General features: G+C 73.0%; 12 protein-coding genes and 2 tRNA genes. 5 read left to right on the plus strand and 9 right to left on the minus strand.

All coding sequences use genetic code 11. The features are described 5' to 3' along the window. Positions 1-5: 5 nt before the first annotated feature. Complete coding sequence (locus ACFY3U_RS02190; protein WP_387193409.1) at positions 6-908, minus strand: ParA family protein; 903 nt, start codon at positions 906-908, stop codon at positions 6-8. Positions 909-959: 51 nt separating this feature from the next. Here ACFY3U_RS02190 and ACFY3U_RS02195 point away from each other — a divergent pair, with 51 nt between their 5' ends. Next, a complete protein-coding gene (locus tag ACFY3U_RS02195; protein ID WP_387193411.1) occupies positions 960-2,639 on the plus strand; it encodes a Na+/H+ antiporter in 1,680 nt (559 codons plus the stop codon). Positions 2,640-2,716: 77 nt separating this feature from the next. Here ACFY3U_RS02195 and ACFY3U_RS02200 read toward each other — a convergent pair whose 3' ends face one another. Continuing rightward, positions 2,717-3,244, minus strand: coding sequence for a DUF4395 domain-containing protein (locus ACFY3U_RS02200; RefSeq protein WP_387193413.1), 528 nt, complete (start codon positions 3,242-3,244; stop codon positions 2,717-2,719). Positions 3,245-3,427: 183 nt separating this feature from the next. Beyond that, a tRNA-Lys gene (locus ACFY3U_RS02205) sits at positions 3,428-3,503 on the minus strand. 187 nt (positions 3,504-3,690) lie between these two features. On the opposite strand from ACFY3U_RS02205, the gene ACFY3U_RS02210 reads away from it, so the two are divergent. Both ACFY3U_RS02210 and ACFY3U_RS02215 read left to right on the plus strand, forming a co-directional pair. Further along, positions 3,691-4,962 (plus strand): Ig-like domain-containing protein, encoded by a 1,272-nt coding sequence (locus ACFY3U_RS02210; protein ID WP_387193416.1) that lies wholly within the window; start codon positions 3,691-3,693, stop codon positions 4,960-4,962. A gap of 186 nt (positions 4,963-5,148) precedes the next feature. Then, positions 5,149-6,405 carry an Ig-like domain-containing protein gene (locus ACFY3U_RS02215; RefSeq protein WP_387193419.1) on the plus strand — a complete coding sequence of 419 codons (1,257 nt, stop codon included), beginning with the start codon at positions 5,149-5,151 and terminating at the stop codon, positions 6,403-6,405. Positions 6,406-6,457: 52 nt separating this feature from the next. Here the strand turns inward: ACFY3U_RS02215 and ACFY3U_RS02220 are convergent. After that, positions 6,458-6,533 (minus strand) — tRNA-His (locus tag ACFY3U_RS02220). 111 nt (positions 6,534-6,644) lie between these two features. Next, positions 6,645-7,235, minus strand: a complete 591-nt coding sequence (orn, locus tag ACFY3U_RS02225) for an oligoribonuclease (RefSeq protein WP_387193422.1) — start codon at positions 7,233-7,235, stop codon at positions 6,645-6,647. Positions 7,236-7,308: 73 nt separating this feature from the next. Here orn and ACFY3U_RS02230 point away from each other — a divergent pair, with 73 nt between their 5' ends. Beyond that, positions 7,309-8,568 (plus strand): glycosyltransferase family 87 protein, encoded by a 1,260-nt coding sequence (locus tag ACFY3U_RS02230; RefSeq protein WP_387193425.1) that lies wholly within the window; start codon positions 7,309-7,311, stop codon positions 8,566-8,568. 70 nt (positions 8,569-8,638) lie between these two features. Here the strand turns inward: ACFY3U_RS02230 and ACFY3U_RS02235 are convergent, their stop codons facing one another. The 4 genes from ACFY3U_RS02235 to ACFY3U_RS02250 form a co-directional block, all read right to left on the minus strand. Then, positions 8,639-9,523, minus strand: a complete 885-nt coding sequence (locus ACFY3U_RS02235) for a hypothetical protein (RefSeq protein WP_387193427.1) — start codon at positions 9,521-9,523, stop codon at positions 8,639-8,641. 144 nt (positions 9,524-9,667) lie between these two features. Beyond that, positions 9,668-10,393, minus strand: a complete 726-nt coding sequence (locus ACFY3U_RS02240) for a YcnI family protein (protein ID WP_387193430.1) — start codon at positions 10,391-10,393, stop codon at positions 9,668-9,670. A 17-nt stretch (positions 10,394-10,410) separates the two neighbouring features. Further along, positions 10,411-12,066, minus strand: a complete 1,656-nt coding sequence (locus tag ACFY3U_RS02245) for a copper resistance CopC/CopD family protein (protein WP_387193433.1) — start codon at positions 12,064-12,066, stop codon at positions 10,411-10,413. Between the two features lie 65 nt (positions 12,067-12,131). Further along, positions 12,132-12,776 (minus strand): zf-HC2 domain-containing protein, encoded by a 645-nt coding sequence (locus tag ACFY3U_RS02250; RefSeq protein WP_387193436.1) that lies wholly within the window; start codon positions 12,774-12,776, stop codon positions 12,132-12,134. Between the two features lie 108 nt (positions 12,777-12,884). Here ACFY3U_RS02250 and ACFY3U_RS02255 point away from each other — a divergent pair, with 108 nt between their 5' ends. Continuing rightward, positions 12,885-13,472 carry a sigma-70 family RNA polymerase sigma factor gene (locus tag ACFY3U_RS02255; protein ID WP_387193439.1) on the plus strand — a complete coding sequence of 196 codons (588 nt, stop codon included), beginning with the start codon at positions 12,885-12,887 and terminating at the stop codon, positions 13,470-13,472. The last annotated feature ends 2 nt before the right edge of the window (positions 13,473-13,474 follow it).

The raw sequence follows: 13,474 nt of genomic DNA on the forward strand, positions 1-13,474 counted from the left end.
TCCTTCTAGGGGCGGGTGCGGGCCAGGAACTCGCTGGCCAGCTGCTGGAGCTCGTACTGCACCCGGTCGTTGGCGTTCGGCACCAGCACGGCCGGCAGGTGCCGCTCGCCGGCCGTGCCGAACAGGGTCTTGTTCTCCCGGACGGTCTGCCGGAACACCGGGACCTCCAGGTTGTCGGTGAGCTTCATGTAGTTGCGGGACGCGGTGATCGCATTGCCCCCGGCGTACTGGATCATAGTGAACACCACGCCCAGGTACTGCGGGTCGATCGTCGGGCCGGGGGCGGCCACCCGGTTGAAGTCCCGGACCAGCTCGGACACCTTCTGGCGCAGGTAGTCGATGCCGAGCGTGGACAGGTAGTCGGGCTTCGCCGGGGTCAGGATGTGCTCGCTGGCCACGATGCCCGTCCGGGTGACCATGGTGAAGTTGGGCGCGCAGTCGATCAGGATGTCGTCGTAGCCGTCGAACTCGTCGGCGGCGAGGGCGTCGGCGAGCGCCCGGTGCAGCGGCAGGAAGTGTGGGCTGCCGTGCTGGAATCGGGACCCACCGAGCGCCGCGGCGAGGTCCAGGTCGACGTCGACGAGCTGCAGGTGCGAGGCGATCAGGTCGAGCCGGCCGCCGTCGGGCAGCAGCGCGTTGACCGGCCCCGGGGTGAGCACGTACGGGTGCAGCGCGCCGGTCGGCTCGTCGGCCAGCACCGAGCCGAACCACTGCAGGATGGTCCGGTCGTACGCGAGGTCGGTCTCCCACTCGGCGGCCGGGTAGAACGAGAAGGTGAGGCTGGCCTGCGGGTCCAGGTCGATCAGCAGCACCTTGCGGCCACGGGCGGCGAGCTCGGCGCCGAGGTTCATGGTGATCGTGGTCTTGCCGACCCCGCCCTTGTAGTTGATCACGGACGTGATGCTCATGCCGCTCCCCGCATCGCACCATGATCGCAGTAACCGGTAGCCTCGGTCGAGGTGAGCACCCATTCGACGTTGTTGTTCGTGCTCGCCGCCGTCGCGGTCATCGTCGCCGTACGGTGGGTGGCGTCCCACACCGGCCTGCCGGCGGCCGCGCTGCTGCCGCTCATCGGCATCGCGTACGCGCTGCTGCCCGGCCCGAACATCGGCCTCGACCCCGACCTGGTGCTGATGGTGGTGCTGCCGCCGTTGCTCTACAGTGCCGCGCTGGACTCCTCGCTGCTGGACATCCGCCGCAACCTGCGCATCGTGGTCAGCCTCTCCGTGGTGCTGGTGCTGCTCACCGGGTTGCTGGTCGGCGTCGGGTTCCACCTGTTCGTCGCCGGGGCGACCCTGGCGGCGGGCATCGCGGTCGGCGCCGCCGTCGCGCCGCCCGACCCGGTGGCCGCCCTGGCGGTGGGCCGCCGGGTCAACCTGCCGCCGAAGCTGGTCACCATCATTCAGGGTGAGGGGCTGCTGAACGACGCCACCGCGCTGACCATGCTCAGCGTCGCGGTGGCCGCCGCCGTGGGCGGCGAGTTCTCCTTCCCCGCGGCCGTCGCGCAGTTCGTGCTGGCGGCGGTCGGCGGGGTCGCCGTGGGGCTGGCCGTCGCCTGGGCGAAGCGGCTGGCCCAGCCGCTCACCGCGGACCCGTTGCTGTCCAACGCGATCTCGCTCGCCACACCGTTCGTGGCCTACCTGCTCGGCGAGGAGCTGCACGTCTCCGGGGTGCTCGCCGTGGTGGTCGCCGGGCTGATCGTCGGCCACCAGACGCCCCAGTTCGGCTCCGGGGCCGCCCGGTTGCAGACCAACGCGGTGTGGCGGCTGGTCGACTTCCTGCTCGAAGGCTTCGTCTTCCTGCTGATCGGCCAGCAGCTCCCCGAGGTCGTCCGGGGCCTGCGGCAGTACGAGACGTCGACCATCGTCATCGCCGTCGCGGTCTCCGTCGGCGTGGTGCTGCTCCTGCGCCCCGCCTGGCTGGTGTTGATCCAGTCGCTCCCCCGGTCGCTGCACACCCGGCTCGGTGGCATCTCCGACACCGACGACACCGACGAGCCCGCCAGCGCCCGCCAGCTCGCCCGCGCGGACCGCAACGCCCGCCGGCTCAACCCCCGGGAGGTGACGGCGCTGAGCTGGGCCGGCACCCGGGGCGTGATCAGCCTGGCGGCGATCTTCACACTGCCGCTGACCACCGACAGCGGAGCGCCCTTCCCCGACCGTGACCTCCTGCTGTTCTGCACGTTCGTGGTCGTCCTGGTGACCCTCGTCGGGCAGGGCCTGACCTTCGCGCCGCTGGTGCGGATGCTGGGCCTGCGCGCCAACGAGACCGACCAGGCCCGGGTACGCAACGAGGCCCGCTCGGCGGCGGTCCAGGCCGCCCTGACCCGCCTCGACGCCGTGGTCGCCGACGAGCCGGACAGCGCGGTGGCGGTGAACACCATCCGCACCCAGCTGCTGACCCGGTTGGCGCGCTACCGCGGCCGGCTCGACCTGCTCGAGCAGAGCGGCTCGGCCGAGCTGCCCACCTCACCCGAGTACGAGACGGCACTGCGCGTGCGCCGCGCGACCATCGACGCGCAGCGCGAGGAGCTGGTGCGCTGGCGCGACTCCGGCCGGCTGCCCGACGAGGAGCTGCGGGTGCTGGAGCGCGAGCTGGACCACGAGGAGCTGCTGCTGCCGAAGCGGCCATCCAGCTGACGCACGCGGCGTGCCGTCCACGATCGCCGGTGGTCGCGCGGCCCCTGGGCGTAACCCGGGCTGGGTTGGCGTCCGCCTCAGCGCACCTGCGGCTGCGCGGGCCGCGAGACCGGCGAGGTCGCGCCGCGGTTCCAGATGTCGTTGCACTCGGCGCAGACCTCCTCGGGGACCCAGCCGAGACGCATGAGTCCACCGAAAATCGTGCAGCCCACGCAGAAGCCGAAGACCGACTCCAGCGTGGCTGCCACGATCACCGCCCCCAGCACGGCGTACGCCGCGACATCCTGCCCGAAACCCAGTGCCAGCACGGCCGCCGTGGTGCTCAGCACGGCACCGATCCCCTGGGCGAACCGCTTGGGCGGACCGGGCACGAGCTTCTCCCGCAGCGGGAGCCGCGGCGCGATCACCCGCGTGGCGAGCAGGCCCAGCGGGCTGAGCTTCGGGCCCGTGAGCACCCGCGCGACGAACCCGTACGCGATGACGGCCGTGAGCCACGGTTGGGCCAACACGATCGCCGCCACGGACAGGGCAACCACCCCGCCGGCGACGACACGGGCCGCCACCTCGTTCACCGGGTTCGGGAAGCTGAACAGGGACCTGACCATGGATCCACTCCTTAGACCCCGCGGACTACACCTACTATCCCCATCGCTTCAGTAGAGTATCTCGCCCGCACTCCGGGACGTCCGGGGACGTCTGACCGAGCGGTGCCGCACCGCACGGGCCGGCGCAGCGGAACGAAAAAGGCCCCGACCGGCAGAGAACCGCCAGGTCAGGGCCTTGCTCGTTGGTGCGCCGCCAGGGACTCGAACCCCGAACCCGCGGATTAAGAGTCCGCTGCTCTGCCAGTTGAGCTAGCGGCGCTCGTCGGCAACGGAAGAAAGATTAGCACGGGCACCGAGGGGCGTTCCAACCCGGTATCCCGCTCCCCCCTTCGGCCGAGCTTAACGGACATAGACCCACGAACACCCTTAACACGCCTCGGACGGGATCGGCGGGACGCCCCGCATGCGGCACCATGAGCGCCAGGCACGCGAGGACAGGGGTGGGGATGGTCAGGTTCACGCGGGGCCGGGCGGCGGTATGCGCCCTGGTCCTGGTGACGTCGCTGGCACTGGCAGGGTGCGGCGACAAGAAGAAGCAGAACGACGCCGAGTTCGTCGGCGGCACCGGTTCGGTCCCGAGCGCCACCGCAACGGCGTCGGCCACACCGGAGCAGACGGTCCCGCCGACGGTCGCGACCCTGGCGGTGACTCCGGCCGACGGGGCGAGCGGCCGGCCGGTGAGCACGGAGATCAGCGCGAAGCTCCCCGGGGGCGGCACCGTCTCCGAGGTCACGCTGACCTCCGCGGGCGGCGACAAGGTCGCCGGTCGGATGCGGCGGGACGGCTCCTCCTGGGTGCCGGCGAAGCCGCTGGCGTACGGCACCCGCTACACCGCCACGGTGAGCGGCACCGGCGCCGGCGGCGAGCAGCGCCGGGGCACCAGCACGTTCACCACCATGGGCAAGCCCGGCTCGATGATCAACTCCGGGCTCTACCTCTTCGACGACAAGTCGTACGGGGTGGCCATGCCGGTGGTCGTCGAGTTCCACCCGGGCATCCCGAAGAAGGACCGGGCGGCGGTGCAGAAGCGGATGTTCGTCCAGACCGACCCGCCGCAGCCGGGCGCCTGGCACTGGGTCTACAACGGCACCCAGGCCTACTACCGGGCGCCGGAGTACTGGCGGCCGGGCACGAAGCTCGACGTCCGGATCGGGCTGGCCGGCATCCCGCTGAGCAACGGCCGGTACGGCAACGTCGACCGGTCGGCCAGCGCCACGATCGGCCGCTCCTTCGTGATGAAGGTCGACAACGCCACCAAGAAGATGGACGTGTACGAGGGCGGCAAGCTGACCCGCACGTTCCCGGTCAGCCTGGGCAAGAAGAGCACCCCCTCCTCCAGCGGCACCATGGTGGTGATGGAGAAGCTGGAGAAGACCGTCTTCGACACCATGGACGACCCGAAGCCGGAGAACCGCTACCGCACCGAGATCGACTTCGCCCAGCGGTTGACCTGGGGCGGCGAGTACATCCACGCGGCCCCCTGGTCGGAGGGGAAGCAGGGCCGGGAGAACGTGTCGCACGGCTGCGTCAACGTGTCGATGGCGGCGGGCCGCTGGCTGTTCGACCGCACCAGGATCGGCGACCCGATCACCGTCAAGGGCACCGAGCGCACGCTCGAGCCGGGCAACGGCTGGACGGCGTGGAGCATGAGCTGGTCGCAGTTCGTCAAGGGCAGCGCGCTGCCGGTCCCCGACGGCGGCGCGGGCCCGCTGTTGTGACCGCACCCCGTCGTGGGGGCCGGCCCCGACCGGTCCCCCGACGGGGACGCCGCATGAAATCCGCTCATTTTACCGGCGATCCCGCAGGCCCGTCGGCGTGTCGTGGTTCACCCCCCGCAACCGGACAGCACTTCCACGCGTCAGTGAGAGACGATGGGTGTCGGGGACCACGACTGTGAGGAAATCATGCGAGCTGTCCAGGACCAGCAGAGTCGGCGCCGCGCGCTCGCGGCGGGGCTCGTCGCCGTCGCGCTGGCGCTGACCGCCGGGTGCACCAGTTCTTCCGGCGGCGACAAGCCGTCGAGCGGGCCGAGCGCGGGCGAGGCGGCCCCGAAGGCCGCCGCCGCCATCACCGCGCCGAAGGCCGACGCGACCGACGTGCCGGCCACCGCCGGCATCGCCTTCACCACGAAGGACGCCACCGAGACCGCGGTGCAGCTCACCGACGCGTCCGGTCAGGCCGTCGAGGGCGCCCTCGCCGCGGACGGCAGGAGCTGGGTGCCGGCCAGCAACCTGAAGTACGGCCAGAAGTACACCGCCACCGTCACCGCGACCGGCGACGACGGCAGACCGGCCACCGCGACCAGCGCGTTCACCGTGATGGCCGAGCCCGCCAACCAGGTACGGGTGACCAGCTTCCTCGGCGACAACCAGGTGGTCGGCGTGGGCATGCCGCTGATCGTGAAGTTCGGCCGGGCCATCCCGAAGGACTACCGGGACGACATCCAGCGCCGGATGACGGTCACCTCCACCCCCGCGCAGGAGGGCATCTGGCACTGGGTCAGCCCGACCGAGGTGCGCTACCGCCCGAAGGAGTTCTGGCAGGCCGGCAGCACCGTGTCGTACCAGGTCCGGGCGGCCGGGGTGCCGTTGGGTGACAGCTGGTACGGCCGTTCCGACCTCTCCGTCGACATCAAGATCGGCCCGTCGCTGGTGATGGTGGTGGACAACAAGACCAAGCGGATGACGGTCACCAGGGACGGCAAGGTGATCAAGACCATCCTGGTCAGCCTCGGCAAGAAGAGCACCCCGTCCTCCAGCGGCACCATGGTGGTGATCGAGAAGCTGCGCAAGACGGTCTTCGACACCCGCGCGGAGCTCGGCCCCGAGGACGGCTACCGGACGGACATCGACTTCGCCCAGCGGCTCACCTGGGGCGGCGAGTTCATCCACGCCGCGCCCTGGTCGGAGGGGCAGCAGGGCAGCGTCAACGTGTCGCACGGCTGCGTGAACGTCTCGATGGCCGACGGCAACTGGTTGTTCGGCCAGACCCGGATCGGCGACCCGATCACCGTCAAGGGCACCGAGCGCAAGCTGCAGAACGGCAACGGCTGGACCGACTGGAACATGAGCTGGGACGAGTACGTCAAGGGCAGCGCCCTGCCGTACCAGCCGGGCGGCGCGGACGCGACCGCCACTCCGGAGCCCACGCCGAGCACCTGACCGGCGGCGGAAACGCCGGAAGCCCCCTCCGCGAGGAGGGGGCTTCCGGTTCTGGGGTGACTGATGGGAATTGAACCCACGACAACCGGGACCACAACCCGGTGCTCTGCCAACTGAGCTACAGCCACCATGCCGTCCGCGCCGGTCCCCCGGGCGGATGCGGACTAATAATAGCCACACCCCGGGCGGCCCCGTCCAGCGGGTTCCGCACCGCCGCGCGGCGGGCAGGCCCGCGCCGGTCAGAGCTGCGCGGCGATGGCCTTGGCCGTCTCCACGTCCGGCCCCGGCAGCGGTACGAAGAGCGTCCGGCGGTAGTACTCCAGCTCCCGGATGCTCTCCCGGATGTCGGCCAGCGCCCGGTGCGCCAGGCCCTTCTGCGGCTGGCCGAAGTACACCCGCGGATACCAGCGCCGGCACAGCTCCTTGATCGAGGACACGTCGATCATGCGGTAGTGCAGGTGCGCGTCGAGGCGGGGCATGTCCCGGGCGATGAACCCGCGGTCGGTGGCGATGGAGTTGCCGCAGAGCGGTGCGCTGCGCGGATCCTTCACGTGGCTGGTGACGTACTCCAGCACCCGGTCCTCGGCCTCGGCCAGGGTGACCGCGGAACGGCGGACCTCGTCGGTCAGGCCGGACTTGGCGTGCATCGTCCGGACGATCTCCGGCATCGCCTCCAACGCCGCCTCGTCGGCGTGGATGACCACGTCGACCCCCTCGCCGAGCACGTTGAGGTCGGGGTCGGTGACGAGCGCGGCCACCTCGATCAGCGCGTCGCTGCCGAGATCCAACCCGGTCATCTCACAGTCGATCCAGACGAGTAGGTCTCCCACCGGGCCAGACTACGCGCCACCCGGCTGGCCGCGCCTCGGCACCTGCGGCGGAGCCGACCGCTAGGGTTTTCCCGTGCCAGCCGAACCCGCCGCTCCCCCCGCCGTCGCCCCCGCCGAGCAGCGGAGCCGTACGGCCCTGTGGGTGGTGGTGGTGCTGGCGCTGGTCGCCGCGTTGCCGTTCCTCTACGAGCGCAACCTGCGGCACCACTTCCTCGACCTCAAGATCTACATGAGTGCGATGGACTGGTGGCGGGCCGGTCATCCGCTCTACGACTACGTCCAGCCGGACGATGTGCAGGGCCAGCTCTACTTCACCTACCCGCCGTTCAGCGCGCTGCTGCTCTGGCCGTTCGGGTTGCTGCCGCTCGGGCTGACCATCGGCACGTTCGTGGTGCTCACCGTGGTGGGCGTCGTCGTCACCACCCGCTGGTTGGTCGCGCCGCTGATCGCCCGGCACGGGCTGCCCCGGGTGTCGACGATGACCGTCGCGGTGCTGCTGGTGATCGCCATGGAGGGCACCCGGGAGACGATCGCCTTCGGTCAGATCAACATGCTGCTGGTGGTGCTGATCCTCGCCGACCTGCTCTTCGCCGTGCCCCGGGCGGGGCGCTGGGCCGGGGTGGGGGTCGGCCTGGCCACGGCGTTGAAGCTGTTTCCCGGCATCTTCATCGTCTACCTGCTGGTGACCCGCCGCTTCCGGGCCGCCGCGGTGGCCGCCGTGACGGCGGCGGTCGCGACGCTGCTCGCGGCGGCGGTGGCGCCGCGCGACTCGTGGCGGTTCTGGACCCACGAGCTGTGGGACTCCGACCGGGTGGGCCGGCCCGACTACACCGGCAACCAGTCGCTGTTCGGGCTGCTCAACCGGCTCACCGCACCGGAGCGCGCCTCCCAGCTGCTCTGGCTGCTGCTGGTGGTGCTGGTCGCCGGGTACGGCCTGTGGCGGGCGGCCCGCGCCGCCCGGGCCGGCGACGAGCTCACCGGGATCACCCTGACCGGGCTGGTCGGCGGGCTGGTCAGCCCGATCACCTGGACCCACCACATCTACTGGTTCGTGCCGGCGGTGGTGGTGCTGGTCGACGCCGCGCTGCGCGCCGGGCCGGACCCGGCCGGGCGACGAAGCCGCTGGTGGTTCGCTGCCCTCGCTGCGGTCACCGTGGCCCTTACCGGCTACGGGGTGGTGTCCTTCCAGAAGTGGGACATCGCGCCGGTGCCCACCGACTCCCTCGGCGGGTTCGTCTTCCGCAACGAGTACGTGCTGCTCGCGCTGCTGCTCCTGGTGACCCTGCCGGTACGCCGCGGCGACGACGCACGGGCACGCCCCACCGACCGCTGAGCACATCCGGGCGGACGATCCGGGCGACCGCGGTCGCCCGCCCGGCGCACGATCCGGGCGGTCCGGCCGCTCAGCGCTCGGCGTCGTCCGGCCGCTCGGGCGGCCACGGCGGCAGGTCGGCGAGGGTGGCCGGCCGGTTCGTCGGCCCCGCGCCGATCGCGGGCCGGCCCGGCTCGGTGGCGGTACCGACCGCCACCAGCTCCCGCTCCGGGGTCGGGCGGCCCAACCCGCTCAGCGAGCTGACCCCGAGCCGGCCGGCCAGCACCGGCACCTGGTCCGGCTCGACCACGAAGACCACCTCGCGGGGGCGCACCGGGCGCAGCAGCACCAGCGCGGCCGACGCGATCAGCAGCAGCCCACCGGCCAGCAGCCCCCAGGCCACCGGGCCGAGCCAGCCGACCCGCAGCTCGGCCCCCATGTCCAGGGCGAGGTCGGCCGCGCCGTCCGGGCGCATCACCACCAGGCTCAGCCCCCGGCCGGACAGCTCGGCGGGGCTCCACTGGATCGCGCCGATCCCCTCGCGTACCCAGAAGTGCTGGTCGAGGGGGACGGCCGGGACGGCGGTCGGCGACCCGGCGGTCTCGCGCAGCCGGACCGGCAGCGGGCCGCGCGCGGGCGTCACCCGGTCGACCGTGGCGTGCGGAACGTCCGCCAGCCAGCGGCGCACCTCGACGGTCGGGGCCAGGCCGAGGAAGGCGGGCCCGTCGGTGGTGGCCGCGGTCAGCCGCAGGCCGGCCCGCCCGTCGCGGGCGAACGGCGCGGCGTCGCGCAGCAGCGCGTCCACGTCGGTCACCACCACCGCCCGACCGGCCGTCCGCACCGGCTCGACCCGGGCGCCGAACGCGTCGTCCGGGCCGGCCTGCCGGTCGACCGACCACAACCCGAGGCCGATCAACAGCGCCGGGATCCCGACGACGAGCAGCAGCAAACCGGTGAGCGCGCGTACGAACCGCATCCGTTCCGTCTCCTTCGGTGACCGGGTACCCGGCCGACCTTACCGACGCGACGGCCCTGATCTGCGGATATCGGCACGCCGGCCCGGACCCGACGGGTCGCGGGCCGACCGTCGGCGGGCCGGTCCGGCCCGCCGACGGAACGGTCAGGCCTGCGGGGTGGGCCGCCGACGCGTCCGGGCGAAGGCGACGCCGCCGAGCAGCAGGCCGGCCAGCCCGGCCACCAGACCGGCGATGCCCAGCCCGGTGGCGACGCCGGTGGAGTCCTCGTCGTCGGCGGCCGTCGACGAGGCGGCGGCGGGCGCGACCGGCGCGGCCGACGCCGAGGCGGCGGTGAGGGTGAGCACCGGCGCCGGGTTCTCCGGCTCCTCGCCACCCGCGGTCGGCTCCTCGATCCAGCGGGACACCTTGCCGTCGGAGTAGGTCTGCAGCACCTTGAAGACCATCTTGTCGACCTGCGGCAGCGGGCCCATCGACACCGGGAACTCCTGGAACTCGCCCGGCTTGACCCCGCCGCCACCGGCCGCGGTCCAGGTCAGCTTCGACACCGCCTCGGTGAGCTGGCTGCCGTGCACGTCGATCGGCGGGTCGACCTTGCGCTTCTGGACCACCACCGTCCAGCCGGGCACCGGCATGGTGGACACCGAGCCGACCGGCGCGTTCTCCGGCAGCGTCACCTCGACCTTCGTGGTGGCGGCGGAGTCGCTCTCGTCCGGCACCCGGAAGGCGAACCGGCCGTAGCCGCCCTGGGTCGCCTCCTGCGGGTTGACGGTGACGTGCGCCGAGGCGGGCCCGGCGAGGCCCAGTACGGCCGCGGTGGCGGCGGTGAACGCGAGCGCGGCGGCGGTTGCGGAGCGCCGGAGACGGATCATCTGATCGAGAGCCCTTCTTACTTGATCGGCACGGTGGCGGTCACCGTGGCCTGGTCGATCTCGGAGGTGCGGACGGTGATGCGGAACTGCCACTCCCCGGCCGCCGGGAGGTTGATCTCCCCGGTGACGTGGTTGTCGGTCAGCAACAGCAGCGGCAGATCGATCGGCTCGATGCCGGCCGACGGCAGCGCCGCGGTGGCCTTCCACTCGACCACCGGCAGCGGCCGGTTGTCCTTGGTGTACACGTACAGGTGCATCGAGTTGTTGCCCCGCTCGGCCGGGTCCAGCTCGACCTGCAGCGAGTAGATCGAGCTGGTCAGCGTGGTCGAGTAGTAGCCGGACGACGCGCCGGCCACGTCGCTCGCCGCGGTGCGGGCCGGGGTGGTCTCGACCAGGTTCGCCGAGACGCCGAGCACGATCGCGGTGATCGCCAGCTCGGCCCAGACCGCCCGCCGCATGGACGTCGGCCGGCCCGCGGCGGTGCGCCGCCGCACCAGCTGCCGGGAGTACGCGGCCACCGCCAGCACCAGCACGAACAGCCCGATCTTGAGCAGCAGCAGCCGGCCGTACCGGGTGCCGGTGAGCGCGCCCACGCTGCCCACCTCGATCAGCCCCTGCACCGTGCCGGCGAGCAGCAGCGCGGCCACCGCGAGCGCCGCCCAGCGCGACCAGATCGGCAGGATCGCGCCCAGTTCCCGCTCGTCGGCGCGGCGCAGCAGGAACACCGCCAGCATCACCAGGCCACCCAGCCAGACCGCCATGCCGCCCAGGTGCACCGCGTCCACCACCACCGACACGGCCGGCGCCGGCGACGCCGCCGGATGCCCGGCCAGCGGCCAGGTGAACAGCGCGCCCACCCCGAGGAGGCCGAGGATGATCCCGTCGGTGCGGCCGAGCGGCCCGGACGCCAACGGCCGCAGCAGGAACACCGCCGCCGCCAGCAGGCCCAGCCGGACCAGGTGGGTCGCCCCGAACGAGCTGCCGAGCGTGTCGGACAGCCCCGAGCCGGTGACCGCGAACAGGCCACCCCCGGCCGTGTAGGGCACCTGCAACCACAGCTCGGCCAGGGCGGCGAACGCCGACAGCCCGACCCCGCCCCAGAGCAGCCGGGCGGGACCGCGCCGGGACAGCCGGTACGGCCACAGCGCGGCGAGCACCAGCGCCGGGCCCACCACCAGCAGCAGGCCGGCGTACCCGAGGAACTTGACCACCTTGACCGCGGTCTCCACGGTCGGGTTGGCCCGGCTGTCGCCACCGGAGTCGGCGGGCGGCGTGGAGGGGGCGCCGACCGAGTAGGTGAACGCGCCCGGGACCGGGTGGCTGTCGGCGGAGATCACCCGGTAGCTGACCAGGTAGGTGCCGCGCGGGCCGGACGGGTCCACCTTCACGGTGACCACCCCGCCCTTGAACGTCGGCTCCCCCCGGTCGGCCCGGGTGCCGTCCGGCGCGATCACCCGGATCTTGCCGGGCACCTGGCGGACCGTCTCACTGAAGGTCAGCACCACCTCGGCCGGGGCGCCGGGCACCACCGCCGAGGCCTGCGGGCTGGTGCTGATCAGCACGGCGTGGGCGCTGGCCGGGGAAGCCGGGGCGAGCAGCAGCGCGAGCAGGGCGACCAACAGGCCGGCGGCCGCCCCGAGCCGGACGGGCCAGCGACGATCGGGCAGATTCATAGCGATCATGCTCGCCCATCGCACAGCACTCCGCCGCACGAGACCGGTCGGGGTGCCGGCCGCGGTCACCAGCGCCCCGCCGCGGCCACCGCCGGCCGGGGCCGGTCGAGGTCCCCGCTGACCCGGCCCAGCGCCCAGAGCAGCCCGGCCTGCACCACCGCGGCCAGGTGACCGACCTCGTGCACCAGCGCGGTGGTCGAGTTGGCGATGTCGATCGCGCTGGTGCCGGCCAGGCAGACCGCCAGCACCAGGGCCACCGGCAGGAACGCGCGGGCCCGCTCGGGCCGCCAGGCGGCCAGCGCGAAGCCCACCGCGAGGGCGACGTCGAACGACGCCATCTCCCGGCTGGTGTGCGGGGTGGTCGCCACGCCCAGCCCGGCCAGCAGGATCGGCAGCGCGATCGCCAGCTGGGCCACCGCGGCGACCGCCACGGCGATCCGCAACAGCTGCCGGCGGGCCGCCCGGACCGCCGCCGGCGCCCGCCGGGCCAGCACCGGGTCGGCGGCCACCGCGGCCAGCACCTGGGCGGTCAGGTCGGGCACCTGCACCGAGCGGATCCGGGTGAGCCGGGTCACCTGCTCCGCCCGGGCCAGCCAGGAGCGGCAGTCCGGGCACGCGTCGGTGTGCGCGTCCAGCGCCTCCGCGGGAGCCTGCGGGTCCTCGCCGTCCAGCCGCGCCGAGAGCGCCACCCGTACGTCGTCGCACGTCATGAGCAGGTAGTCGGGCGGGGGCGGGGAAAAGTTCCCGACGTGACCGGCGCCATGGAAAGGGGCGAAGGACCCTGCCGCGGCGCGTCTCGCCGCGTACCCTCGGCTGTCGTGATCCCCGTCCCGCGCGACGCCGCCGCCGGCCGTACCGGCGCGCGGCAGGACGCTGGCCGGGAGTCGGCGACGAGCTGGGCGCTCGCCGCCCGCGACGGTGATCCGCTGGCCCAGGCCGCCTTCGTCCGGGCCACCCAGGTCGAGGTGTGGCGCTTCACCGCCGCGCTGGTCGACCCGGACGACGCCGACGACCTGACCCAGGAGACGTACCTGCGGGCGTTCCGGGCGCTGCCGTCGTTCCAGGGGCGCTCCAGCGTACGGACCTGGCTGCTCGGCATCGCCCGGCGGGCCTGCGCCGACCACCTGCGCACCGTGGTCCGCCGGCGGCGGCTCGACGAGCGGCTGGCGGCGGACGCGCACACCGCCCACCCGCACCCCGACCCGGCCGGCCAGCTCGGCGCCGCCGACCTGGTCCGCCAGCTGCCCGCCGAGCGCCGGGGCGCGTTCGTGCTCACCCAGCTGCTCGGCCTGTCGTACGCGGAGGCCGCCGCCGTGGAGGGGGTGCCCGTGGGGACCATCCGCTCCCGGGTGGCCCGGGCCCGCACCGACCTGGTCGACGCGGTCGGCGACGCGTTGGCGGGTTGAGC

This window comes from Micromonospora sp. NPDC000089, assembly GCF_042899365.1.
Taxonomy (GTDB): Bacteria; Actinomycetota; Actinomycetes; order Mycobacteriales; family Micromonosporaceae; genus Micromonospora.

Bases quoted from the DNA above. Each gene is read 5' to 3' on its own strand.
- ACFY3U_RS02190 (WP_387193409.1), bottom strand. From the start codon at position 908: ATGAGCATCACGTCCGTGATCAACTACAAGGGCGGGGTCGGCAAGACC.
- ACFY3U_RS02200 (WP_387193413.1), bottom strand. From the start codon at position 3,244: ATGGTCAGGTCCCTGTTCAGCTTCCCGAACCCGGTGAACGAGGTGGCG.
- ACFY3U_RS02210 (WP_387193416.1), top strand. From the start codon at position 3,691: ATGGTCAGGTTCACGCGGGGCCGGGCGGCGGTATGCGCCCTGGTCCTG.
- ACFY3U_RS02215 (WP_387193419.1), top strand. From the start codon at position 5,149: ATGCGAGCTGTCCAGGACCAGCAGAGTCGGCGCCGCGCGCTCGCGGCG.
- ACFY3U_RS02235 (WP_387193427.1), bottom strand. From the start codon at position 9,523: ATGCGGTTCGTACGCGCGCTCACCGGTTTGCTGCTGCTCGTCGTCGGG.
- ACFY3U_RS02240 (WP_387193430.1), bottom strand. From the start codon at position 10,393: ATGATCCGTCTCCGGCGCTCCGCAACCGCCGCCGCGCTCGCGTTCACC.
- ACFY3U_RS02245 (WP_387193433.1), bottom strand. From the start codon at position 12,066: ATGAATCTGCCCGATCGTCGCTGGCCCGTCCGGCTCGGGGCGGCCGCC.
- ACFY3U_RS02250 (WP_387193436.1), bottom strand. From the start codon at position 12,776: ATGACGTGCGACGACGTACGGGTGGCGCTCTCGGCGCGGCTGGACGGC.